The 23,047-nt window shown below is 35.9% G+C and carries 26 protein-coding genes; 13 read left to right on the top strand and 13 right to left on the bottom strand.

Annotated elements, in window-relative coordinates:
• Positions 1–455 (top strand): hypothetical protein (locus SPD89_RS16550; protein WP_336263057.1); only part of this gene is annotated, 455 nt, incomplete at its 5' end.
• A gap of 1,490 nt (positions 456–1,945) precedes the next feature.
• On the opposite strand, the gene SPD89_RS16545 is transcribed toward SPD89_RS16550, so the two are convergent.
• Both SPD89_RS16545 and SPD89_RS16540 read right to left on the bottom strand, forming a co-directional pair.
• Positions 1,946–2,398, bottom strand: a complete 453-nt coding sequence (locus SPD89_RS16545) for a hypothetical protein (protein WP_336263056.1) — start codon at positions 2,396–2,398, stop codon at positions 1,946–1,948.
• Positions 2,398–2,970 carry a TetR/AcrR family transcriptional regulator gene (locus SPD89_RS16540; protein ID WP_336263055.1) on the bottom strand — a complete coding sequence of 191 codons (573 nt, stop codon included), beginning with the start codon at positions 2,968–2,970 and terminating at the stop codon, positions 2,398–2,400. Before SPD89_RS16540 ends, SPD89_RS16545 begins: the two co-directional genes overlap by 1 nt.
• 608 nt (positions 2,971–3,578) lie before the next feature.
• Between SPD89_RS16540 and SPD89_RS16535 the strand changes: the two genes are divergently transcribed.
• The 3 genes from SPD89_RS16535 to SPD89_RS16525 all read left to right on the top strand — a co-directional run bounded on the left by SPD89_RS16535 (position 3,579) and on the right by SPD89_RS16525 (position 7,074).
• Positions 3,579–5,063, top strand: a complete 1,485-nt coding sequence (locus SPD89_RS16535) for an MDR family MFS transporter (RefSeq protein ID WP_336263054.1) — start codon at positions 3,579–3,581, stop codon at positions 5,061–5,063.
• A 287-nt stretch (positions 5,064–5,350) separates the two neighbouring features.
• A complete protein-coding gene (locus SPD89_RS16530; RefSeq protein WP_336263053.1) occupies positions 5,351–6,022 on the top strand; it encodes an HAD family hydrolase in 672 nt (223 codons plus the stop codon).
• Between the two features lie 134 nt (positions 6,023–6,156).
• Positions 6,157–7,074 carry a nuclease-related domain-containing protein gene (locus SPD89_RS16525; RefSeq protein WP_336263052.1) on the top strand — a complete coding sequence of 306 codons (918 nt, stop codon included), beginning with the start codon at positions 6,157–6,159 and terminating at the stop codon, positions 7,072–7,074.
• A gap of 581 nt (positions 7,075–7,655) precedes the next feature.
• Here SPD89_RS16525 and SPD89_RS16520 read toward each other — a convergent pair.
• Positions 7,656–8,300: a Yip1 family protein gene (locus SPD89_RS16520; protein ID WP_336263051.1), complete on the bottom strand. Its 645-nt coding sequence runs from the start codon at positions 8,298–8,300 to the stop codon at positions 7,656–7,658.
• A 167-nt stretch (positions 8,301–8,467) separates the two neighbouring features.
• Between SPD89_RS16520 and SPD89_RS16515 the strand changes: the two genes are divergently transcribed.
• Positions 8,468–8,602, top strand: coding sequence for a hypothetical protein (locus SPD89_RS16515; protein WP_336263050.1), 135 nt, complete (start codon positions 8,468–8,470; stop codon positions 8,600–8,602).
• Positions 8,603–8,749: 147 nt separating this feature from the next.
• Here SPD89_RS16515 and SPD89_RS16510 read toward each other — a convergent pair whose 3' ends face one another.
• The 5 genes from SPD89_RS16510 to SPD89_RS16490 all read right to left on the bottom strand — a co-directional run bounded on the left by SPD89_RS16510 (position 8,750) and on the right by SPD89_RS16490 (position 13,340).
• Positions 8,750–11,236 carry an FtsX-like permease family protein gene (locus tag SPD89_RS16510; protein WP_336263049.1) on the bottom strand — a complete coding sequence of 829 codons (2,487 nt, stop codon included), beginning with the start codon at positions 11,234–11,236 and terminating at the stop codon, positions 8,750–8,752.
• Positions 11,233–12,030 (bottom strand): ABC transporter ATP-binding protein, encoded by a 798-nt coding sequence (locus SPD89_RS16505; protein WP_336263048.1) that lies wholly within the window; start codon positions 12,028–12,030, stop codon positions 11,233–11,235. The genes SPD89_RS16510 and SPD89_RS16505 overlap by 4 nt, the downstream gene beginning before the upstream one ends.
• Positions 12,031–12,154: 124 nt before the next feature.
• A complete protein-coding gene (locus SPD89_RS16500) occupies positions 12,155–12,394 on the bottom strand; it encodes an indolepyruvate ferredoxin oxidoreductase subunit alpha (RefSeq protein ID WP_336263047.1) in 240 nt (79 codons plus the stop codon).
• Between the two features lie 40 nt (positions 12,395–12,434).
• The gene (locus SPD89_RS16495; RefSeq protein WP_336263046.1) at positions 12,435–12,899 is read right to left on the bottom strand and encodes a hypothetical protein; all 465 of its coding nucleotides are present in this window, start codon (positions 12,897–12,899) and stop codon (positions 12,435–12,437) included.
• Between the two features lie 69 nt (positions 12,900–12,968).
• Positions 12,969–13,340, bottom strand: a complete 372-nt coding sequence (locus tag SPD89_RS16490; protein WP_336263045.1) for a methyl-accepting chemotaxis protein — start codon at positions 13,338–13,340, stop codon at positions 12,969–12,971.
• 285 nt (positions 13,341–13,625) lie between these two features.
• Between SPD89_RS16490 and ytaF the strand changes: the two genes are divergently transcribed.
• Positions 13,626–14,270 (top strand): sporulation membrane protein YtaF, encoded by a 645-nt coding sequence (gene ytaF / locus SPD89_RS16485; RefSeq protein ID WP_336263044.1) that lies wholly within the window; start codon positions 13,626–13,628, stop codon positions 14,268–14,270.
• Between the two features lie 166 nt (positions 14,271–14,436).
• Here ytaF and SPD89_RS16480 read toward each other — a convergent pair whose 3' ends face one another.
• Complete coding sequence (locus tag SPD89_RS16480; protein WP_336263043.1) at positions 14,437–15,228, bottom strand: SDR family oxidoreductase; 792 nt, start codon at positions 15,226–15,228, stop codon at positions 14,437–14,439.
• Between the two features lie 128 nt (positions 15,229–15,356).
• Between SPD89_RS16480 and SPD89_RS16475 the strand changes: the two genes are divergently transcribed.
• The 6 genes from SPD89_RS16475 to SPD89_RS16450 all read left to right on the top strand — a co-directional run bounded on the left by SPD89_RS16475 (position 15,357) and on the right by SPD89_RS16450 (position 19,974).
• On the top strand, positions 15,357–15,731 hold the full coding sequence (locus tag SPD89_RS16475) for a GntR family transcriptional regulator (RefSeq protein WP_336263042.1): 375 nt from the start codon (positions 15,357–15,359) through the stop codon (positions 15,729–15,731).
• 4 nt (positions 15,732–15,735) lie between these two features.
• On the top strand, positions 15,736–16,587 hold the full coding sequence (locus SPD89_RS16470) for an ABC transporter ATP-binding protein (protein ID WP_336263041.1): 852 nt from the start codon (positions 15,736–15,738) through the stop codon (positions 16,585–16,587).
• Entirely contained in the window at positions 16,588–17,193 is a 606-nt protein-coding gene (locus tag SPD89_RS16465) for an ABC-2 transporter permease (RefSeq protein ID WP_336263040.1), read from the top strand. It begins immediately after the preceding gene.
• A gap of 20 nt (positions 17,194–17,213) precedes the next feature.
• Positions 17,214–17,867, top strand: a complete 654-nt coding sequence (locus SPD89_RS16460) for an ABC-2 transporter permease (protein ID WP_336263039.1) — start codon at positions 17,214–17,216, stop codon at positions 17,865–17,867.
• A gap of 19 nt (positions 17,868–17,886) precedes the next feature.
• Positions 17,887–18,783, top strand: a complete 897-nt coding sequence (locus SPD89_RS16455; protein WP_336263038.1) for a CPBP family intramembrane glutamic endopeptidase — start codon at positions 17,887–17,889, stop codon at positions 18,781–18,783.
• Between the two features lie 336 nt (positions 18,784–19,119).
• Complete coding sequence (locus SPD89_RS16450; RefSeq protein WP_336263037.1) at positions 19,120–19,974, top strand: CvfB family protein; 855 nt, start codon at positions 19,120–19,122, stop codon at positions 19,972–19,974.
• Between the two features lie 168 nt (positions 19,975–20,142).
• On the opposite strand, the gene SPD89_RS16445 is transcribed toward SPD89_RS16450, so the two are convergent.
• Both SPD89_RS16445 and SPD89_RS16440 read right to left on the bottom strand, forming a co-directional pair.
• The gene (locus SPD89_RS16445; RefSeq protein ID WP_336263036.1) at positions 20,143–20,424 is read right to left on the bottom strand and encodes a hypothetical protein; all 282 of its coding nucleotides are present in this window, start codon (positions 20,422–20,424) and stop codon (positions 20,143–20,145) included.
• A gap of 117 nt (positions 20,425–20,541) precedes the next feature.
• Positions 20,542–21,444, bottom strand: coding sequence for a hypothetical protein (locus SPD89_RS16440; protein ID WP_336263035.1), 903 nt, complete (start codon positions 21,442–21,444; stop codon positions 20,542–20,544).
• A gap of 157 nt (positions 21,445–21,601) precedes the next feature.
• On the opposite strand from SPD89_RS16440, the gene SPD89_RS16435 reads away from it, so the two are divergent.
• A complete protein-coding gene (locus SPD89_RS16435) occupies positions 21,602–21,871 on the top strand; it encodes a DUF4190 domain-containing protein (RefSeq protein WP_336263034.1) in 270 nt (89 codons plus the stop codon).
• A gap of 491 nt (positions 21,872–22,362) precedes the next feature.
• On the opposite strand, the gene SPD89_RS16430 is transcribed toward SPD89_RS16435, so the two are convergent.
• Together SPD89_RS16430 and SPD89_RS16425 are read right to left on the bottom strand one after the other, a co-directional pair.
• Positions 22,363–22,494 carry a hypothetical protein gene (locus SPD89_RS16430; protein ID WP_336263033.1) on the bottom strand — a complete coding sequence of 44 codons (132 nt, stop codon included), beginning with the start codon at positions 22,492–22,494 and terminating at the stop codon, positions 22,363–22,365.
• Positions 22,495–22,498: 4 nt separating this feature from the next.
• Positions 22,499–22,984 (bottom strand): hypothetical protein, encoded by a 486-nt coding sequence (locus tag SPD89_RS16425; protein ID WP_336263032.1) that lies wholly within the window; start codon positions 22,982–22,984, stop codon positions 22,499–22,501.
• Positions 22,985–23,047 lie beyond the last annotated feature (63 nt).

Below are 23,047 nucleotides of genomic sequence, written 5' to 3'. Positions count from 1 at the left end.
TCATATTGATTTTTAAATTAGTTTATACTGGAAATAAAGATGAAACCGAAAAGGAAAAGTTAGGCTTCTTCGGTGTTATTTTTGTAGTGATTTTACTCGCTTTACTTCCAACTGGGACTATTGCATTCTTTTTATTTGTGTTAGTTGGTTCCACAAACGCTATTAATATACTGTTTTCATTGGATATAAATACGAATCAAGTGATTTTTTTAGCCATTGCTTTGTTAGTATATTTGTTTTCTATTGATAATATCATTGAGATAGTTGTGAAGTATATCGTTGGTCAGCGGATATTTTATTTTTTAATTATGATGCTTATCCGGATTCTCGCATCGTATGCTATCGGATTATTCATCGGATTAAATCAAAACAATAGTTTGACAATTGCGGTTGGGGTATCTTTGATTATATTTTTATTCGAAGTAGCATATTTTTTGAAAATCAAACAGAAATAGCATAAAATACTTGAGAAAATTAAAGAAAACAGAAGAATGTGCCCGAGGTTTCTTACTACTAGCGAAAAGCCATAATATTTATATCTTATTTTTCCCACACTACTATAGGGTTCTTGTTAGAAAATATATTATTCCTATAACAACATAGGTTACAAAAGTAACCCAATGTATCTTACATTCATCTTTGTTACTTATTCTTTTCGATATTTGATTCGCAATCAATAATCCTATAGATAATAACACAAGAAAAAATAATGTCATCCATATTGTAGGGTTGAACCTGTTATAAAAGTATATTAACATTATTGTGTATATTCCTAAAGTAATCCCAATAAAAATAGCGAATATATTAGACTTTAATTCTCCTAACTTACTAGCCTTAGTCTCATTTGAATTTATATTTTTCATGTGATATTATACCTTTCTTTAAATTTAGACTGGACAATTTACCCTCCATTTACCTGCTATTCAAACCTTGTAAGCCGGTATCCAACAAGATACTGCTGTTCCGGCAGCACATGCTAAATATCCAGGCATTTGGAGTTTTATTCCAATAGCACCGCATATCCAACCAAATTTACTAATACAACTTTTTTATCCCATTTATGCGGACTTCTCTCATATTTGGTACTCTGGAAGCAAACCACATCATGTGCCAAATCATAATTTCCTCTATTCTCCTCTATTACCACCCTCTTCCGCATAAATAGATAGTTCACCCTGACTAGGGATAGAACTAGCCAATAAATAGAATACAGTTAGTACGACAACCAACCAATATTTTTATCTCATGTTAATTTTCCTCCCTTTTAATATTTTTTGTTTCCTGTAATAATATTACCATATTTTTCATTTTATTACAACTATTCACCCTATTTATAATTGTTCTTCATTTTCACTTTCAAATTAGGCTACAATATTTATCCAGTTCTTATAGACGATCACTTAGATTATTTTTGGAAAAAGAGGAATGTACCTATGAATTTAATTTACAAATCCTGTTCACCCAACTATCGTGAAAGTCCCCGTTGTGGTAGAACTTTCATAATGAAGTTCTACACTACATCGGGGACTTCCACTTTTCTAATTTTAAATGTTTGTAATATTTTTTTAATTCTTTGTCTATTGCGGTCACTGAATATTTCTTCGTTCATTTGGATGACGAACGTTCCATCCAATCTTTCATCTTCCTTAATTTTGTCGGATTTTATCTTATTATCTTGTATTTTAGAGAAAAACCTAGAGAATTTTCATCACTATCGATAGTTTCCACCATAAAATGTTTACCCGCTGTATTTCGTTTTGAAATGGCTCCCACACGTTTCATTGCTTCATCACGTGTTTTTATACTTTTTGATTATATTTTTATTCGAAGTAGTATATTTTTTGAAAACAAAACAGAAATAGCAATCTTTGACCAACCATCGATATCATCTGTTAAAATTCCTTCGTTTTACCGTAGTGTTGGCTGTAACTGTCGATTCCCTTTATTAAGCAAGGAATATATAAACCCATGAAAAAGTCATTGAACAAAAGATTAACGAGTGCAGGATCATATGCTCCAAATTAGGGCGTGGATTATTTTTCAGATAGGGTAGAATGATAATTGTTTTTGCGAAAATTCTTTCATACGTTTCTACCCATGTTTCTTCTTTCGACATTTTGTAAAACTCTTGTCCTGTTACATAAGGTAGCCACCAATTTAATATAGCACCCGTTATAATAAGAATCCATATACATCCGCCGATGCTAATCAATATGGGATTTTGAGTTAAAGTAAAAATGATCGGTATTCCCATAACGACGCCATTGACAGTAGTTTCTATCTGGCGCTCTTTTTCTGAATAGAAGCGAACCGCATTAAAAGGATAAAGATCAACTCTTGTAGTCACTTGATGATAAATCAACGTAACAATTTGCAATATAAGCAAGCTGATAAACATTATTTATTCTCCTCATTAATTTTATATTGTTTTTTAAAACCAATTATTAAAGCTTTTATGCCCGTTTCAAACCATTGATTATAGTAACTTTGGGAAGTTGTTGGAGGTTCTGGCCAATTTCCGACTTCCGCAAGTGCATGACCGTTGATGAATACAGCAATCGATTGAATCATCTGAAGTGCCTGTTCTTCATTCATTTCTTTTTTTATTAAAGATAACAATGGTTTCACCAACTCAGCGCCTTTATCAACTGAAACGGGATTGGTTGCTACAAGGGGGACTGCTCCTGGATGCATTCGCAATATCTCTCTATATTTCATCGAAAAAGAGCAAATTGCTTCCGTCAGATTTTCTGACTTTTCACTAGATATGAAAACCTTTTCGATCAAATAATCAACTATTTTTTGTATAAGGACATCTTTGTTTGGTATATGATGATAAATGGAAGCAGCCTTCACATCCAATGCTGCAGCAAGACGACGCATCGTTAATCCCTTTTCACCTTTTTGATCCAATATTGCAAGGGCTTCTTGAATAATTTTCTTTTGAGTTAATGTTTCTTGGCGTTTCATTCTAACCCTCCTCGTATACAGTATTAAGCTAACATTGTTAGGTTTAGTTGTCAATAGTTGGTTGGAATAACTACCGATTTGCGGTGATCAATCGTGTCAGTTCTTTCAACTGGAGACTGAGAAGAGGTAGATTAGCGATGAATCGTGATCGTTCTAGCTACTTGTGCCTGAAATGAGGTACGTTAGTAATGAATCGTGTCTATTCTTTCGACTTGCGACTCGATTAGCGGTGAATCGTGATGGTTTAGGCAATTAAATTGTATTTTTTAAAACTTGCTTATACTCAACAAAAATGGTAAGATTATTTTCTACTATTTCGAACGGAGGATTTTATTAAAATGACATACATCAAATTCCGATTAACTATTTTTGCCTAATTGAATAGCAAAATGACTCTACTTGTGTGTGTAGGGTATTCGGAATGGGTCTGTCGATATTAGGAAAACTCTATATGGGTAATTTTAGAAGGAGACATTTCTCCTTCTTTTTATTTGCATGCGTCTATATGAAGTTCTCTTTCTTCCCTCGTATACACATTCCTTTTTTCCGCTCATTCACACAAGTTCAAACCAATTTATTATTTCCGAACCGAAAGGAGTTTTTCGTATATGAAAGATAATAAAACACATAAGAAATATGAGTTTTTGGCGGACGATCCTAATGTAAAAGTGTTGCCAATTATGCTCTCATTAATCATCGGTGCATTTTTTGCGATATTAAATGAGACGTTATTAAACATTGCACTTACAACATTGATGCATGAATTTAATATTACGTTACCAACTGTCCAATGGATGGCAACAGGTTTTATGTTAGTGATGGGGATCGTTATTCCTGTTTCTGCTTTACTACTACAATGGTTTACTACGAGACGATTATTTTTAGGTACGATGATTGTATTCACTATTGGAACAACGATTAGTGCTATTGCGCCAACATTTTCAATATTATTAGTCGGACGGTTAATCCAAGCAATTGGAACTGGATTGCTCATGCCGATCATCTTTAATGTATTTTTATTAATTTATCCACCGCATAAGCGTGGTAAAATTATGGGATTAATCGGTCTTGTTATCATGTTTGCTCCCGCTATTGGACCGACACTATCAGGGATTATTGTAGAATATTTAGGTTGGCGTTATTTATTTATTACCGTCATTCCCTTTGCTTTATTCTCGATTCTGTTTGCTTATAAATATTTAATCAATGTTTCAGAAGTGACGAAGCCGAAAATTGATATTTTATCAATAATTTATTCAACGATTGGTTTCGGGTCAATTATTTATGGATTCAGTGCTGTCGGAGAAAGTGAAGCAGGATTTTTCAGTCCAAATGTGTATATTGCAATAGTTGTTGGAGTCATTGGTATTGTTTTATTTTCAATCAGACAGCTAAAACTGGAAGAGCCTGTAATGGATTTACGGGTTTTTAAATATCCAATGTATACCCATGCCGTTTTGATGTTTGTCATTATTATTATGGCAATGTTCGCATCGGAAATTATTTTGCCGATATATATGCAAGGACCACTTGCTTTATCTGCGGCAACAGCAGGGTTAGTTTTACTGCCTGGAAGTATATTAAATGGGCTCATGTCACCGTTTATGGGGCATCTTTTTGATAAATTTGGTCCACGTCTATTGATGATACCAGCTAGCATTGTTCTAAGTGGAACGATGTTTATGTTCAGCCGTTTAAATATGGATACCCCTCTTTGGGTGCTCATTACTGGATTTATTTTAATTATGTTAACTGTTTCAGCCATTATGATGCCCGCCGAAACGAATGGACTAAACCAATTGCCAAAACAGTTATATCCTCATGGAACTGCAGTAATGTCGACTTTACAGCCGGTTGCAGGTGCCATCGGTGTATCTGTATTTATTAGTATCATGAATGCACGCCAATTAAACTTTTTACAAAAAGCAGAAAATCCAACTGATGCCTTGACAATAAATCAAGCAATGGTAGCTGGTGTAGAACTTGTCTATTTCATTGGTTTTGGAATGACTGTCATCGCAGTTCTCCTGGCATTTCTTGTGTATCGAGCAGTGCCAAAAGAACTAAGTGAAATATCGAAAAAAGAAGGGTGAAAATTGTAGATTCATTTCAGAACAACTCTGGAGTGGATCTACTTTTTTTATTTTTCAGTGAAAATTTTATGTAAGGATAATCTGTATATTTCCCTCATACATATCTGAAGTTGCGAGCGTCACTAAATGTCCAACTCCCACGTGACAATAATTTTCGATCCTTCTAACTAACAATTTTTGTTTCTGCCAAGTACCATCGATTGTAAAACGTATGTAAAATCTGCTTAGAAAGGTTGTTATTTAGGTGATTTTTCGTTAGGATTAAAGTAAAGGAGGTGAAATAAATAATGGTAAAAGCACTAATATTCGATTTAGATGGGACGATTATTGATACGGAAAAATCGTTGTATGAATCATACAAGCAAGCATTTCTCTATTATGATTACAATCTCACATTGGATATCTGGGGAAAATGGGTCGGTGGTGTAGGTACTCCGAAAAAAGCGTGTGACTATGTTTCAGAACAAACAGGGCTTGACATTAATTTTGAAAAAATCCAGGAAATCCATAAAGAAACATTTTTACAACTTATTAAAGAAGAAAAGCCATTACCTGGTGTACTCGAAATGTTAGAATCGGGAAAACAAGCTGGACTTCATATCGGTCTTGCAACGAATTCCCCTTCTGAATGGGCAAATTATTTTCTAGACACATTGAACATTCGTGGTTATTTTGACAATGTGTATACGTCAGATCATGTAAAACAACCAAAACCTGCTCCAGAAATATACAAAAAATCAGTCACCTATTTTAAAGTCAATCCTAAAGAAGCAATCGCTTTTGAAGACTCAGTCATCGGTTCGCTTGCGGCAAAGCGGGCAAACTTATTTACGGTTGCCATTCCAAGCACATTAACAAAAGGAGCAACTTTTGATCATGTCGATTTGCAAGTAGAGTCCATGAAAAATGTTAACTTAAATGACATAGTCGAAAAGCAAACCAGTCCAATTTCTGTTTGATCGACAACTAGGATTGGTTTTTTTAACGCTGTGGATGAATGAGTATTCATTCATGTAATTTTAGTAGTAAATTTGAATTTTCTAAAATTTTAAGCTATGGTAGACATATCATTTAACTTGAAAGGATGAAGTACATGCCTCATAGTAAACCTCGAAAATCTCTTGAATTACAAATCCTCTCTCATGTAAACCCCCGAATGGATTTGGCTCCCCCTGATAGGAAAAATCTGCATAATCTTGAAAAAGGGTATGAAGGAGAGCGTAAATTTTTCCATTTACTACAGAATGAGCTTCATAGTAAATGTATTAGACTGTATGATCTTCTATTAGAATCTAACCAAACTGAATTCCAGATCGATAATCTATTACTCTATCAAAACACAGTAATAATGAATGAAGTCAAAAATTTCGAAGGGGACTTTTTTATTAAAGACGACAAATGGTATGCGGTAGACTCTAGAAAGGAAATCAGAAATCCTATTCTACAGTTGCAGCGGAGTGAATACCTACTCCGGCAACTTCTACAGCAAATTGGTGTCCCCTTCCAAGTAGAAGCATATCTCGTCTTCGTGAACCCCGAGTTTACACTCTACCGGGCTCCTTATGACAAATCTCTTATTTTCCCAACACAATTAAAACGCTATATACAAAAATTGAATCAAACACCATCCAAGTTGACGATGCGCCATACGAATTTGGCCGAAGAGCTGGTCGCTCTCCATCTGCCAAATTCATCACGGGAGCGGTTGCCCGAATATCATTATGACCAGTTGCGCAAGGGTATTGTCTGTTCCAAGTGCAATGGGTTTGTGGAGAGATTAACTGTGGGATCTCTTTATTGCCAAAAATGCAGACTCCAGGAACATGTTGACACCGCTGTAATTCGCTCTATATCAGAATTTCATCTATTGTTTCCAGATAAAAGAATTACTCCAACCAAAATATTTAATTGGTGCAATAAAATTATTTCACAAAAAAGTATAAGAAGAATATTAAAAAAGAATATGTTATTAGTGGGCGAAGGTCGAGGAGCGCACTATAAGTATCATTAAGATATATTCTTTCAAGCTTGAATAAGTTAAATATTAAAATCAGAATCTTGATGATTGTGCATGCTACATAAAAATTGGATATATTAACATGGAATCGTGACCGTTTTTATCGCGCCTTAACGAAAATGGGCAAGTTTAAAGATTAATCGTGACCGTTTCTATCGCACCTTAACGAAAATGAGCAAGTTTAAAGATTAATCGTGACCGTTTCTGTCGCGCATTAACGAAAATGGGCAAGTTTTAGGCTTAATCGTGACCGTTTCTATAGCGCTTTAACGAAAATGGGCAAGTTTAAAGATTAATCGTGACCGTTTCTGTCGCGCATTAACGAAAATGGGCAAGTTTTAGGCTTAATCGTGACCGTTTCTATCGCACTTTAACAAAAATGGGCAAGTTTAAAGATTAATCGTGACCGTTTCTATCGCACCTTAACGAAAATGGGCAAGTTTAAAGATTAATCGTGACCGTTTCTATCGCACCTTAACGAAAATGGGCAAGTTTAAAGATTAATCGTGACCGTTTTTATCTCAACTTAACGAAAACGGGCACGATTACACTAACTTGTACTTACCATGACAAGGTCAAAGCGCTACTAATACAATTCCTAACACAAGCACAAATATGACTGCCGCTGGAATAATTAGTGTCAACAAACCTTTCCAAGATGAAAATTGGTGTGCTTCTGCGACTGCTTTGATCATTAAAAAGAAAGACCAGACAGCTAAAATGAATACAAAAAACGCCGATAAAAGGAGCCAACCTATTTGAAAAGGAGATAACACAGCATTTGTAAACAATTTTTCTCTGAGAAACAAAACATCTAAAAAACAAAAAATTACACTTATTGCGAATGGTATAAAGGAGATCGCCATGGCTACGCGCATTTCATCGTATGTGCCTTTTCCTTTCAACAATTTTCCTACATAATAATTAATTGCTGACCAAATGAACCAGGAAATGATTCCAATAATTCCACCTACAACGATGATCATAAGCAGGACAACCCAAAAATTCATATGTACTCCTAAGTTGTCGCTAATTGCTCGGTCAAAAAACTCAGTAATTCCAGCCATGATCGCAAGAAAGATTAATAGTTTTGAATTCCTATAATTTATTGCTGATCTCATTGTAGCTCGCGGTGCATACCAAATCGTCAACCACGGATTTAGTTTTTCACCTTTTTCGTCTACATTTAATGGTAAACTATCTTCCTCTAATTTTTCCATTTTTTATACCCTTCCTTCAAAAAAAATAAACAAAACGACTTATCAACTGTATCATAAACATCAAATAAATTCTCCATCACTTTTACCTAGAGACTTTGTACAGAGAAATGTTCGTTACCGTCTGAATAGTGTATAATTGATATAGTAATTTGAAGGAGCATTAAACGATGATGAAAGTAAAAATGAATGTTCAAACAATGTACAAAGGCGAGCTGCTACGCGCGGGGAAAATTTATACAGTAAGTGAAGAGACTGCTGAGCGATGGATTATTAGCAAAATCGCAGAAAAAGTGGAAGACTAGTTTATCGTGTAAGATGCGACCGGTATAATATATGATTGCGCGTCAAGTTGGCTAGTAAAAGGTGGAGTCGCGCACCTGTTATTCCAAATAACAATAAAAGATGCGCAGCCACTCCCGTCTTATATTTTTCCGGAAAAAGCTTATCCATTATTTATTATCTTGCATTAACTCTCTTGCAATACTTAATTTTCCTAATCTATTCGCAAAAGGAACTAAAACGATATAGGCAAGGATAAAAACAACAACTGCTATGATCGCTATTAACACATAATTAAAACTTAATATAACGGGATCTACTAAACTAACGAGATATGTGAAGATAACACCTAGAACAATCCCAAGCAAAACGCCAAGCGCAATATAAGTCGTAACTTGTGTCATCATTACTTGAATAATATTTTTTGGTTTCAAATAGATTACTCGTAAAACTGCAAATTCCTTCCGCTTCGCATTCATATTATTAATAAGTGTATTGACAACGCCGAACAAAACACTCAACAAAATAACAACTAACACGACGATAAAGATGATCCATCGTTGTGCCATCATTTCTTTAGATTGCGCAAGCGACTCTGCTAAACTATTTACCTGAATCTCTGGATAAATTCCTTTTAATTCTTCTAGCTCTGCTAAAGCGAGCGCTGTGTCCTCCGCTTCAACATATACCCTGTCAAACGTTTTAAAACTTGAATCAAACACGGTCGTCTCCCAGTCGATGAGCAAATCTCTAATTTCATTTGGAAATGGGAAAACTTTGACAATGTCTGCTATTACGACCTCCGCTTGTTGGAGATATTTATACTGTTCATTATCAGATTCAATGGAAAGACTTATCACATCCCCTATGGCCAATCCATGTTCATCAGCAAAATTTTCTTTTACAATAATCTGATCCGGATTATTCACTGATGTTTCAATAAGCCTTTGTTCACCCATCTCAAAAATATCTGCAAATGAATAATCTGCATACTTCTGCCCATCCTCCGATTCGATCATCCCGAGATCTTGGGCGCTTTGGGTGCTGACATTTTTGATAGAACGAAGATGTGCGATATCCTCTCTCAGTTCAATTGCATTTATTTCCGAGCTGTCCACAATCCTGTTTGTCACAACAATTTCCGTTTCATATTGCTTTTTTATGTAGTTAATATCCGATTGTTGAATTGTTTGAATAAATGTCGAGCCAAACACGACAATAATCATAAGTGCACTAATAATCAAGACAATAAATGTATTTTTCTTCACCTGTGGAATTGTATTTTTCAACGAAATAAACGCTATATTTCCTAACACTCGTCGCACTATCGGTAAAAGTTTCTCCATAAACTTTGGCAAATAAAGTGAGACTACTAAAATGCTACTTAGTAAAAAACCAATACTACCACCGAGAATAAAAATACGAAAATCATTAAAAACGACACCAATTAAAATAAATAGCAGACTACCCCCCAATCCAGAAAACCCGATTTTTTTCCGTAAACTTGTATGGGAAAAGTCCAGCTCCTCATTTTCTTGCATTATCTTCATCGGGAGTAGACGGCTACTTCGGTATGCGGGAATGAACATAAACAGTTGAATAACTCCCATACTTATTACAGCAACGAGTATGGCGATGGAAAAATTATAGGTTAACGCTTCCGTCGTCACTGAAAATATTTTGCCTAAAACAGATTGCAAATATCGATATGCACCAAAACTAAATAATAGTGCAGTCACCCCTCCAACAACATTAATAATTACTGATTGAATAATAATAATTAAAAAAACTTGACGCCTCGTAGCTCCGATTGACCTTAACATAGCGAGTTCATGTTTATATTTATATAAAAATAATTCAAAATTAGAAATAATAAAAAGTGCGGTGATCAAAATAACTAGAATTGATAGACCAATCATGAATTGAAATAATAAATCTAAATTACTTTTTAAAAACTCGTCTTCCGCAGCTATGTCTACCCGAAGTTCCGCATCGATACCTTGCAACGTTTGTGCTAGCGTATAAACATCTGTCGCTTCACTTACTTCAAACATCATATAATCAGCGCGTTTATCTACACCAGTTTTTTGGAATTCCAACTGTGCAATCGTCTCTCGGTTGAGCAGTAATATGTCAGCAACAGGCCCCACTTCCTCAAGGTCGGGAAGAATTTCTTTAACTGTAAAATCACTACCCTCTATCGAAATGTGATCCCCCGTTTCTATCCGAAGAAGCTTTGCCAAACCGTTGTTTAAAGCCACTTCATCCGCGGCAATATTTTCCGTAAAATGATACCTGCTTTTAGCAAGCGGATCATTTTCAACCCCAACTGTATAATAGCTTTGACTAAGTTCATCGATCGTATAATGAGTCAACAAAACGTCTGAAAAACTCATTATACCTTCTTGGCTTCCCAATGCCTCACTTAACGAGTCATCAATAAACAGCTGTTGTTCAGGATTATATCCAACAGCAAGATCCATCTTTCCGTACATTTTTTCAACTTCTTGAATAAGGGCTGCTTTTGCATCATAGACAAAAACAACCATCGTAATAATCAATGAAATGGAAATCATCGCACCGATCATCGATGTGAACGCAATTAATTTATTTTCCTTAAAAAACCTGAACGCAATTCCACGTATTGACTTAATCATGCCGATCGCTCCAAGATATGCCTGAACTTTTGTAAAATGATATCCATATCTTCATCCGTTCTCGTGCACGTATATTCATCGACAATTTTCCCATCATGAAAAAACAAAACACGATCGGCATACGTTGCAACAGAAGGGTCATGTGTCACAAGAACGATACTTTGATTGAACACTTTTTTCATCTCAAGCAATGTCTGTAAAATATCTGTTGATGTATTAAAGTCTAAATTCCCTGTCAGCTCATCTGCTAGCACAATCGGCGGTGATGTAATAAGTGCCCTTCCAATTGCGACACGTTGCTGCTGGCCACCAGATAACTCAACTGGACGGTGCGAACGCCATTTATTCAACCCTGTTATTTCAAGCATTTTCGTAACTTTACGATCAATATCCGCATCCGTCTCCCCTTTTAATACGAGGGGTAGTGCAATATTTTCCTCGAGGGATAGATCTTTTAACAGATTAAACGATTGAAAAATAAATCCGATATTTTCTCTCCGATACACAGTCGCTTGAGGTTCCTTAAACATCCCCTCTTCATAAATACCATTTAGTTTGATTTCCCCTGCAGTAGGTATATCCATTGCTCCGATCAGGTTTAGAAGCGTACTTTTTCCAGAACCACTTGTACCCATCACTGCAAGTAGTTCACCTTCTTCCAGTTGAAAGGAAACATTATCTAACGCACAAATAGATCCACCAGCAGTTTCATATGTTTTACATAATCCTTCAATTGATAAAATTAGCTGTTTGTTCAAAATACCCACCCCCAATACTTTCCATGAGTGTAACATAATGCTAGCGTAACATACTCACCAATTTTGACAGAATTTTAACAAATTTTAAGATATAAAAAATCCCTTCTACCAAAACACCAAGTTTGTAGTAAAGGGATTTATTCATATAGTAGATATAATATTAACGATTTGCGTAAAATTCTTCCGCTTTTTCTAAGTATTTTTCATCTTCTGGACGTAAGTCATATTCTTCAACAATAGCGTCTACTGGACATACTGCAACGCAAGCGCCACAGTCAATACAAATATCTGGATCTATATAAAATTGATCTGGACCTTCCTCTATACAATCAACCGGACAGACGCTTACGCATTCACCGGATTTTTCAGAAGCACAAGGCTCTAAAATTACAAAAGCCATTTATAATAACCTCCCTCGTATCACTACTTAAACCTATTTACTATTCCATCATACACGACAAAGGCTCAACTCGTAAACTATTTTGACAAATGTTTGAAATTTTTTCATAGATTACATTCCATTTATTCGAAAGCTTAAATTTATGTACCGTTCTATTTAATGCAGATGCTTGTCCAGTCAATCTTTCTGCATCACTAGCAAGTGTTTGAATTCCTTCAATTTGCCCATCCATATTCGCAACCGTTTCGATAATTCTAACAGTGAAACTTTCAGCTATCTTATTCACTTCTTCAATAATAACTTCTAATTCCCGCCCATCTTTTGCCAGTTTATCAGCAAACTCACTATTACTTTCTACAGCTGATTTTGATTGTACTTGCGCATCGTTTAACTTTTCAATCGATGCACCCACAATTTGAACGATTTCGACTCCTTCGCGAATTGCGTCCGTATTTGATTCTACATGTTCCACTGCAGCCCGCATTTCTTCACGCGTTTTTTCCAATTACGTAAAAATATCATTGGCAAATTCATTCGTATTCTCAGCAAGTTTCCTTACTTCATTGGCTACAACTTAAAATCCACTCCCCGCATCTCCCACTCGCGCCACTTCAATCGAGGCATTCAGTGCAAGTAAATTCGTCTGTTCCGCAATTTGTGTAATCGATGAAACCTTTTGAATCACATTGTTTACATCTTCGGCAACCCGTGCGATCCGCCCAGCTGACTCATTAATCGTATTCTCAAGCTGATCCATTTTTTGTCCTGACGTTAAAATAGCCTCACTTCCCTCTTCGGCCGCCGCAGATGCTTCTTCCGAAATCGCTAACGTCCCGCTGATCTTTTCTTCCATTTCACGCACCCCGCGAATCATCGTCTGGACCATCGCGCTTGCAGATTGCAATGATGCAAGCTGTTCCTCAGCCCCTGCCTGAAATGTCTGCATCGTTTCTCCAAAGTCAGTGAATGTTTCCGACAGTCGCGCCGATTCATCCGCTTGCACATGTCGAAAAAAGCATTGAAATGTAGTTATTATGACTTAGATGCATTGAAAATGAAACTCTAACAGCAACCGTTTTTTTCAAAGGCTGTCTTCGGCACCAAATTCAAACCGAGACAAATGCCCATATGACACGGAGTTAGCCAGTTTACATACGACACATTTTAACCTATTTTCACATAACATAACCCTACATCAAGAATTTCTCATTCAGGCAAGGGAATGAATAAGATGATTTATTATATGAATTTGATTTCTATCGTCATCGCGGTAAGCCTTGATGGATTTGGTGTAGGAATTACGTATGGAATGCGAAAAATTCGGATTTCCTTCGCTGCCTTACTCGTGATTATGATCTGTTCAGGAGTTATTGTGATCACGTCGATGCTAATCGGTAATTTTTTACGAACGTTTATTTCTCCAGAAATCACGAGTGTATTAGGAAGTGTTATTTTGATTGCACTCGGAATATTTGTTTTATTCTCAATAATCCGTTCCAATAACATTGAACAAGTGAAAGAGAATGGAATAGAAAATTACGAGGAGGAGAATACAGAATCACGGTTTAATCATTTTAAGTCGGTTGTCTCTGACCCACATCGCGCAGATAAAGATCGATCTGGGTCGATATCCGTCGGAGAAGCGCTCGTTCTTGGAACAGCCCTTGCTCTAGATGCATTTGGCGCAGGGATCGGTGCTGCAATGCTTGGATACTCGCCAATTCTTACCTCTATATTAATTGCAACAATGAGTGGAGTATTTGTATTTTCCGGAATAAAAATAGGATTTTTGCTATCCCAAAACAAAACAATGGCAAAACTCACCTATTTACCACCACTCCTTTTAATCTGTATAGGCGTATTTAATGTGTTTTAAGAATGAAGCTGCCGGTTATTCACCGACAGCTTCAGCATTTTAATATGTGATCTTTATGAGACTTGTGCAAATTTCATCCCAACTCGAACAATTTCATCCACAACTTGGCAACTTTCACCCAAACTTGAGCAACACTACCTCAACTTGGGCAACTTTCATTACTAATTTACAATGCTTTAACAGACGCACCGTCCACAATTACTGCTTGACCTGTTACATACGTATTTGCGAATGACCCTAAAAACACTACCGTTTTTGCAAACTCGTCTGGTCTTCCGTAACGTCCCATCGGAATATCTGCAACAGAAGCTTTCTCCACTTCTTCCAACGATATCCCTTCCAATTTTGCAGTCGTTTCGTTCAACTGCATCATTCGGTCTGTTGCAATTTTTCCGGGGCCGACTGTATTAACTAAAATATTTTCCGCTGCAAATTCTTGAGACAAACTTTTAGTCAGTCCAAATACTCCGGGACGCATCGTATTCGATAAAATCAAATTATCTATTGATTGTTTAATCGATGAAGAAGTAATAGTAACGATACGACCTGCTTCCTGTTGTTTCATATAGGGAATCACTTTTTTCGTTGCCCGAACGACGCTAAGTAAATTTTGTTCAAAAGCATTAAACCATTCATCATCACTCATATCCATAAATTTCCCCGCTGGTGGGCCACCTGCATTATTCACGAGTACATCAACAGTCCCGTATTTTTCAACAACTTTCTGAACGAGCGTCTGAATTTGGGCATCATTTTTCATATCGCAAACCGTATAGTTCACTTCGTTATTTCTAGTTTTATTACGAATTTCCTCCACTGCCGCCTGTAACTTTTCTTCACTACGGCTACTTATATATACATGCGCCCCTTCAGCCGCATATTCCATGGCGATTGCTTTACCAAGTCCTTGGCTCGCACCTGTTACAATAACTGTTTTCCCTTTTAACAACAGATCCATCCTACCATACCTCCTTCGTATTTAAATTTAAGTTTATCATATTTCCCCAAAAGGATTTGTATTTTTGAATCTCAAGTGTTAACATTGTATATAATGTATATATACATTAATTAGGAGTGAGTTCATTTGTGGATATTATACTAGCTACAAGTAGTAAAGAGCCGCTATTTCAACAAATTAAAGAACAAATTATCCAGCAAATATTTATAGGGAAATTGGAAGAAGGCGATGCACTTCCCTCGATGAGAGCATTAGCTAAAGACTTAAAAGTAAGTGTTATTACAACAAAACGTGCGTATGAAGAACTCGAACGAGAAGGATATGTTGTGTCAACGGTTGGGCGTGGTACATTCGTTGCCGGACAACAACCGCATGTACTTAAAGAATGGCAAATGCGCGAATTAGAAAATGAATTGGAAAAAATCGTCCGATCTGGAAAGCAGATCGGTCTGTCTAAAGAAGAACTTATCGAATTACTGGAAGTTTATTATGAGGAGGATTGATACCGTGAATGTTGTGGAATTTGAAAATGTATCCAAACAACGAAAAAACTTTTCTGTGCGGCAACTCAATTTTGCCATTCCTAAAGGATTCATTACAGGTTTTATCGGACCAAATGGCAGCGGGAAAACAACAACGATTCAAATGATGATAGACATTTTACAAATCGACGAAGGAGATATTTTCATTTTTGGTTCACCACATAAAAACGAACAATCAAAGCAAAATATTGGTTTTGTGTATGACGATTTATATATGTATGAAGAAATGACAATTAAAAAAATGAAATCTTTCATCGCGCCATTGTATGATAATTGGAATGAAGAGCTTTTTCAAAAATATCTCGATCAATTCGAACTGCCAAGTACGAAAAAAATTAAGCAGTTCTCCAAAGGGATGAAAATGAAATGTTCTCTCCTATTTGCATTAGCACATGAACCGGAATTTCTTGTTCTAGATGAACCGAGTGCTGGACTTGACCCGATATTTCGCCAGGAATTACTAGAGTTACTGCAAAAGCTAATGGTTCGGGAAAGTCAGACAATATTCTTATCGACCCATATAACGACTGATTTAGATAAAATCGCCGATTATATCGTTTTTATTAATGAAGGAGAAATTGTACTCCAGCAATCGAGCGAAGCAATCCATGAACATTTTCATATAGTAAAAGGAAAACATGAGTTATTAGATGCTGATACTCGCACGATATTTACTGGAATAAAAGAATCAGAGATTGGTTTTACTGCTTTATTCGAAGGGGATCCGACATTATTTTCAGATTTTGAAAGCGAACTTATTATTGAAAAAGCAAGTCTAGAAGATATCATGTATTTTATTGTGAAAGGGGGAAAGTAAATGTGGCAGTTAATCAAACTGGATTATCTCGAACATCGAGCGTTAATAGGGATGTTACTATTATTTTCTTTCCTTATTAATATCTTACCACTACCAATTTTACCGCTTTCTACCTATATTCTATTTTTCGTGATGTTTATAGCATACACATTTTATTATGACCATAAAGACCATGTTATTTGGTATATTGTTAGTTTACCTGTTAAAAAAAATCATATCGTTTTAGCAAGATATCTATTTATTCTGACGGGATGCACCTTATTTATCATTGTAGAGCGACTTATTTTTAGACCCGTGTCCTTGATTACTTTTTTATTCATCTTTACGGGAATGTGTATTGCTATCGCAGCATCAATCCCTATTTATTATTTACTCCAGTCGATTTGGAACAGTGTTGTTGCCCATGCCATTCTTATTGTTTTCGGAGCTCTCGCTTTTGCATTTATTTTCATAAGCCCATATGAAATTTTTGATCCCTTCTTGTTTTTTATATTTGACATGATAGACCTACAGCCGGTAATTACATTGCTTCTTATTTCAGCAAGCGTTTTATATGGTTCTTATTTACTTTCTTCTTTCATATTTTTGAAGAAGGACATAACTTAAATGGAAGGAGGATTTATTAGATGCTCACACTTATTAAAAAAGATTTTCTCACCAATAGTTGGTTTGCCTATGTTGGAATTGTTCTATTTATTGGGCTGACATATGTCGTTACTCTTCCACCGACATTTATGTTTATTATTACTTTCTTTGGGTTCTTCGGCTCCATTTTTTTATATGATGATAAAAATAACGTGAATCTTTTTTTGAAAAGTTTACCCGTTAAAATGAAGTCAATCGTTTTGGCTCGCTATCTTTATTCTGTTTTATTAATTATTCTCATTTTACTGATGCAGACTGGTGTAATGGCACTTTTCTCAAGCCTATATTCGAAGACACATTATATGTACAGCTTTCGCGATATTATTGTACTATTTTGTATTGGTTGCATTATAATTGCCTTATGTATACCCGTTTTCTTCAAGTTTCAGTCAGCTCAAACAGCAATGGGTATCATGTTAACTTTGTTTGGAATAGGATCGTTTTTTACAGTTGATGCACTAGTAAAAGTACTAGGAATGACTGAATCATTTTATTTTAATGATCTTGATCCAGGATTTGTCATGCTTGCGGAAAAATATTTGCCATTCTTCCCGTATGTAACATTATTAATAGGAACGGCAATTTTATTAACGTTTTCTATCCATATATCGACTGCGTTTTTTAAGGAAAAATAGCTAGAATAGGAGTGGTTTTTTGTTTACAAATAAACAGAATCAAGTTCGTTCAGGTTGGCTCATTTTCATAGCTCTAGTAATCGTTCTAATTGGACAAGGAATTTTTATGCTTCCAGGAGTTACGCTTGTATCCATCATCGAAATCTCGTCAGGTGAAATTTCAATGGAAGCGGATGGAAGTTCGATGAGTAATCCGTGGATGATTTTACTGACACAAGGGGCGGGAACTATCGGCGGCATAGCAGCGACCTTAGTTGTATGGCGAGCCATTAATAAAAAGTATCCAGCTGAGTTGGGACTGCGCGGACAAGGGAAAGATTTGGGTTTCGGACTTATCTTAGGAGCAGCATCCATTACGGTCATCTTTTTTGTTTTACTTGCTACCGGAAATATTACGTTACTAAATAGTTTATTAAGTCCGCAAATTACTTTGTTCACATTCACTTATCTTATTTTATTTATTCTCGTCGGATTTTTTGAAGAAATGTTTTTTAGAGGCTATGTGATGAAAACAATGGCGGAGCGCGGGAATACCAAGTGGGTCATTTACGTCGTTTCCGCACTTGTATTTAGTATTGTTCACGGCACAAACCCAAATGTAAGTATTTTCGGCTTAATTAATATCGCCCTCGTTGGTATTTTGTTTGCGTATATGTTTGATGTAACGAGAAGTTTATTACTTCCGATCGGCTACCATATTACGTGGAATTTTTTCCAAGGGAATGTTTTTGGCTTTCCTGTAAGTGGAACAGCTCCTTACGGGATGTACGGTGTCGATGTATCGGGCGGGAGTGACTTTTTAACAGGCGGATCGTTTGGACTCGAAGGAGGAATTCTTGCTACGTTATTGATTGCACTTGGATTTGTCGCGACTCATTTTTACGCAAAAAATCGTAAAGAGAGGTCTTTATTTTAGCAAGATTTGACAAAAGTTGTGATCTGTGAGAATATAGGTAGTTGAAGTAACCATTTGTGAACTGGCATTCTACTTTTGTTTTTGAGTATGCTTATTCACACTGGCGCAGGCTAGGGCCTGCAAGGACGTAAGAGAAGGTAGGGCTTACGTTGCTTAAGTTAGAAAACACCAGTGGGAGAAAGACCGCGGTTAAAGTGAAATTTGCATTAGAGATTTCCCACCTGATTAATGATCAGGATTAGAAAAAATAAAAAACTAATGTGTTACTTTATGAAATAAAGGGGTACTCTTAATATAGGGTATCCCTTTTCCAATATAAAGAAAGTAGGTTTTATCATGTTAGAAGTTGGAACAATACATACAATGAAAACTGATCGAAAAACCGATGAAGGGTTTATTGTCAAAAAAACGGGAGGACAAGCATTTTTGCCTCAAGAATATACGGATGGGAATTTAGAAATTGGTACATTTATTGATGTGTTTTTATATAACGACCGACAAGGGAAAATGGTGGCAACGATGCAACTGCCTAAGATGGTCATTGGCAGTTACGAATTAGCAGAAGTGAAAGACGTTATTCCAAATCTCGGAGTGTTTGTTGATATCGGAATGACCGAAGAAGTACTCGTCTCCATGGATGAATTGCCGTTATATCCAAAGGTATGGCCGGTTCCAGGAGATAAACTTTATGTAACATTAAACACCGATAAAAAAGGCCGCTTATTAGCAGTCCCTGCTACGGAGAAATATTTTAATGAGCTTTACGGATTCGCATCCGAAGTGGAGTTAAATGAAACAATTGTTGGCCGTACAATTCGGGTTGACCGAGAAGGAACTGTCATTATTACCGAAGAAAATTACCGTGGTTTTATCCATCACACCGAACGTGAGAAGGAACCGCGCCTTGGTGAAGAAGTTACCGGTCGCGTGATCGAGGTAAAAGAAGACGGCACACTGAACATCTCCTTATTGCCACTGAAACATGAACGCATGGATGATGATGCTGAAAAAATTCTAACCTTTTTAGAAAAAACAGATGATGGAAGCATGCCTTATGATGACCGAAGTGAACCAGAAAAGATTCGTGCTACGTTTGGGATGAGTAAATCTGCCTTTAAGCGAGCACTCGGTCGACTTATGAAAGAACGAAAAATCGAACAACGTGATGGAAAAACATATTTAGTAAAGTAGAAGACTTCTGATTAGGAGTCTTTTTTTATTCAAAACGCTCCATCTAAGAAGTGATGCAATTCCTTAGCATGAGGTGTTCCATCCTCAACTTGAGCTACCCACGTGAATTCGTAATCAATTTTCCCAAAAATAAAAAGCTTGTAGTCTCTACAAGCTTTATCATTGCATTTATGCAGTTTGTCTGTGCGAATCCATTACTGCTGTTACCATCAAGCTGATTCCAGCTGCGAATAAACAAGCAATTCCCAAACCACCAAGGCCTGTACCCATAATCCAAATTCGGTCTAAGATCGTAGCAAATAATAATAAAATAAGACCAGCTGCAAAGAAAATGAGTCCCGGGAAGTATGTAGCATAACTTTTCTTTGGTGTTGCTTTTACAAGAATAAAACTTATAATAAGTAATGCTACTGTTAAAACAGCGCCGATTGTTAATGTTGCCTGTATCATTTCGTCACCTCATGTCATCCGTCTATATATTTTTCTCAACCTATAGTTTACAATTGAATCTTTACAAAGTCAATTAATCAGCGTAGTTATCAATTTCAACTTATCAATCACTAAAGGTTAATTTTCTTCACTTAGTGTATAATTTACACGGACGATAATATTATTCATGTCCTGTCGTAATTCTAAATAAAGCTCGTCAAAGTCGTCTTTTTGTTGTTCTGGATTCTCAAAAGTACCTAACTGTCCCCATAACTGATGAATCAATTGCATATTTTCATATAATACGCTATCAGAAAATGTTTGTGGTGCTGGGATGACATTCGTTGGACTGCCTATTTTTTCAAACTCCTCCAAGATTTTATCAAATCCCGTACCTGAATAAAGATCATTTTCTATCATTAATCCTAAGTCATTTAACAAAGGGCCGCTTAATTCGGTAATTTGAATAATACTTCGTTCTAAATTTGTCGCTTCTTCCCATGTTCGGTATTCCGATGGATCTGTTCCTTCCAGTTCTTTTGGTTGATTCGATATAAAAAATTCATAAGCTGTTTCAATATGATCTTCAGGAATGATAAAAGCTTCTCCTTCAAGCGTATCAATAAAAGCATCGCTATAATTCATAATGTAATTTATATTTCCATCCATACTTTCAATGCTTCGAATCGGGTAATCATCAAAATCAAAATATATTCGTCCACTTTCGTCCATATATTCTTCGACAATTTCTTTCTCTGTATGATGATATTTATAATTTCCATCTTCATTGTATTGGCTATCAATTTTTTTAGTCGGAATATCCAGTAATCCTTGTTTTGCAGCCTTTTCGTAAAACTCTTCAAGCTCATCTCTATCCAATTCACCTATTGCTTCTAGATCCCATGCATTTATATCAGTAGGATCCAAGGTTACAGTTTCCTCTTTTTCTATTTCAACATTATCCGTAAGAACTTTCTCTGCCATTGACATACATCCGGATAGGTAAATGATACTTATAACAAAAATAATTAATCTCTTCATTCCTGATTCCCCCAGATTGCACAGTGATTGTCATTATAACACGGGAAGCTAATTGAAGCATCGGACCTTCTATCCGTGACTTTATAGGGAGAAAAAATATTTTATTTTTAAAAGTAATATGATACAGTTAAATAGGTAAAAATAAGGAGGAATATTTTTGGATACTGAACAAACAAATAGTAGTGCCATCATCGCATTAGTGTTAGGAATTTTATCGCTCGTTATTCCATGGCTTGGACTTATTCTCGGAATCATTGGAATCGTCTTTTATGTAAAAGCAAAAAAAGCCTTAAATGTGTCTCAAGAAAAAGGAAGTGGAATAGCACTTGCTGGGCTTATTTGTAGCATAATTGGAATTCTATTACAATTGTTTGTAATCATTGCATTTGTAGCATTCATGTTCCTAGCAGTAAGTTCTTCTATTTAAAAGATAATAATAGTTGGAAAACAACTAAACATCTTATTCTAAAATCGGACGATAAAAGGATTGGAAGTTGTGATGTTCAATCGATGGATCTAATCTAAATATGTAGTTAAAGATACTGTTGAGTAATGAAAAATTAAAAACCTAGTAACAGCGCTGTTAATTTCCGCCTCCAGGCAGTCGCTTTCCGCGGACACGGCTAGGGCACGGCTTCAGCCTCTTTCGGAGCCGAAAGAGGCTTCAGACACGTGGAGTCTACTGCCTTCCAGCTACAATCAACCAATATGATTGTTGGATCAAACTGTGCAGAACTGTTACTATGCACACCCCAGCAAAGGAAACACACGGAGACTTCTGCACATGAGGAAAGTCTTGAAGGCGGGGGATCTAACCTTCAAAATCACAATAATAAAGATGTTTTTTACCAATGTCTTTAAAGTATAATAGAAATGTGATAAAAACTTATTATGACGTGTATGAAAATGAATACGTATCTATTTCTTTCCTCTTTTAAGTTTCTCAATTTCTTCTCTTAATTTTATATTCTCCTTTTTTATTTTGGATACCTCTACAATCGTGAATAACAAACCAGCTAATGTTAAATACAATATTACTGTATACATCATTTATTTAAATCCCATAAAAATAATCATCAAAACCGAGTGTTGCTGGTACACCAATAGCAGGAGGTAATGCTGCTCTGAATTGCCAACGATATTTTTTATATGTTGATACAGATAGAATTCCTCTTTTATGCACTTGTTTAGCTGCATATTTTCCCATTGAATAATTAGCTGTTCCGATTCCAATTATACCGACAACAACTCCAACAACTACTGCTACTGGGTTTTGTAAATGATTTCCTTCTAAAATACTTTCAATCTCTTTATCCATTTTTATTATCTCTTCATCTGTAAGCCCCAAATCTTTAGCTTCTTGATATAATTCAGGATCATTCATAGTGAATGAATGTATATCTTCCTTTTGCTTTTCCACCTTTGTTTCTACTTCGTCTTGCTGTTCAGCGTAAGCTTTTACTCCTGCGGGTAGAGTGCTAATGTTAGTTAAAATCAACGCCAAAATTATTACCGTACTAAGTAACTTAAAATTTTTCATTATCAATTCTCCCCTTTTATAATTTTGATTTTATTTCCATCATAGCAAAAAATATGAAATTAA

The sequence above is a fragment of the Pseudogracilibacillus sp. SO30301A genome (assembly GCF_037072025.1).
GTDB lineage: Bacteria > Bacillota > Bacilli > Bacillales > Amphibacillaceae > Pseudogracilibacillus.
This window is presented reverse-complemented; position numbering and strand designations above follow the sequence as displayed.

What these genes read in the sequence shown, in the direction of transcription:
- SPD89_RS16545 (WP_336263056.1), bottom strand. Translation starts at nt 2,398, where the DNA reads ATGTTTATCAGCTTGCTTATATTGCAAATTGTTACGTTGATTTATCAT.
- SPD89_RS16540 (WP_336263055.1), bottom strand. Translation starts at nt 2,970, where the DNA reads ATGAAACGCCAAGAAACATTAACTCAAAAGAAAATTATTCAAGAAGCC.
- SPD89_RS16535 (WP_336263054.1), top strand. Translation starts at nt 3,579, where the DNA reads ATGAAAGATAATAAAACACATAAGAAATATGAGTTTTTGGCGGACGAT.
- SPD89_RS16530 (WP_336263053.1), top strand. Translation starts at nt 5,351, where the DNA reads ATGGTAAAAGCACTAATATTCGATTTAGATGGGACGATTATTGATACG.
- SPD89_RS16525 (WP_336263052.1), top strand. Translation starts at nt 6,157, where the DNA reads ATGCCTCATAGTAAACCTCGAAAATCTCTTGAATTACAAATCCTCTCT.
- SPD89_RS16520 (WP_336263051.1), bottom strand. Translation starts at nt 8,300, where the DNA reads ATGGAAAAATTAGAGGAAGATAGTTTACCATTAAATGTAGACGAAAAA.
- SPD89_RS16515 (WP_336263050.1), top strand. Translation starts at nt 8,468, where the DNA reads ATGATGAAAGTAAAAATGAATGTTCAAACAATGTACAAAGGCGAGCTG.
- SPD89_RS16510 (WP_336263049.1), bottom strand. Translation starts at nt 11,236, where the DNA reads ATGATTAAGTCAATACGTGGAATTGCGTTCAGGTTTTTTAAGGAAAAT.
- SPD89_RS16505 (WP_336263048.1), bottom strand. Translation starts at nt 12,030, where the DNA reads ATGTTACACTCATGGAAAGTATTGGGGGTGGGTATTTTGAACAAACAG.
- SPD89_RS16500 (WP_336263047.1), bottom strand. Translation starts at nt 12,394, where the DNA reads ATGGCTTTTGTAATTTTAGAGCCTTGTGCTTCTGAAAAATCCGGTGAA.
- SPD89_RS16490 (WP_336263045.1), bottom strand. Translation starts at nt 13,340, where the DNA reads ATGCAGACATTTCAGGCAGGGGCTGAGGAACAGCTTGCATCATTGCAA.
- ytaF (WP_336263044.1), top strand. Translation starts at nt 13,626, where the DNA reads ATGATTTATTATATGAATTTGATTTCTATCGTCATCGCGGTAAGCCTT.
- SPD89_RS16480 (WP_336263043.1), bottom strand. Translation starts at nt 15,228, where the DNA reads ATGGATCTGTTGTTAAAAGGGAAAACAGTTATTGTAACAGGTGCGAGC.
- SPD89_RS16465 (WP_336263040.1), top strand. Translation starts at nt 16,588, where the DNA reads ATGTGGCAGTTAATCAAACTGGATTATCTCGAACATCGAGCGTTAATA.
- SPD89_RS16460 (WP_336263039.1), top strand. Translation starts at nt 17,214, where the DNA reads ATGCTCACACTTATTAAAAAAGATTTTCTCACCAATAGTTGGTTTGCC.
- SPD89_RS16450 (WP_336263037.1), top strand. Translation starts at nt 19,120, where the DNA reads ATGTTAGAAGTTGGAACAATACATACAATGAAAACTGATCGAAAAACC.
- SPD89_RS16445 (WP_336263036.1), bottom strand. Translation starts at nt 20,424, where the DNA reads ATGATACAGGCAACATTAACAATCGGCGCTGTTTTAACAGTAGCATTA.
- SPD89_RS16440 (WP_336263035.1), bottom strand. Translation starts at nt 21,444, where the DNA reads ATGAAGAGATTAATTATTTTTGTTATAAGTATCATTTACCTATCCGGA.
- SPD89_RS16430 (WP_336263033.1), bottom strand. Translation starts at nt 22,494, where the DNA reads ATGATGTATACAGTAATATTGTATTTAACATTAGCTGGTTTGTTATTC.
- SPD89_RS16425 (WP_336263032.1), bottom strand. Translation starts at nt 22,984, where the DNA reads ATGAAAAATTTTAAGTTACTTAGTACGGTAATAATTTTGGCGTTGATT.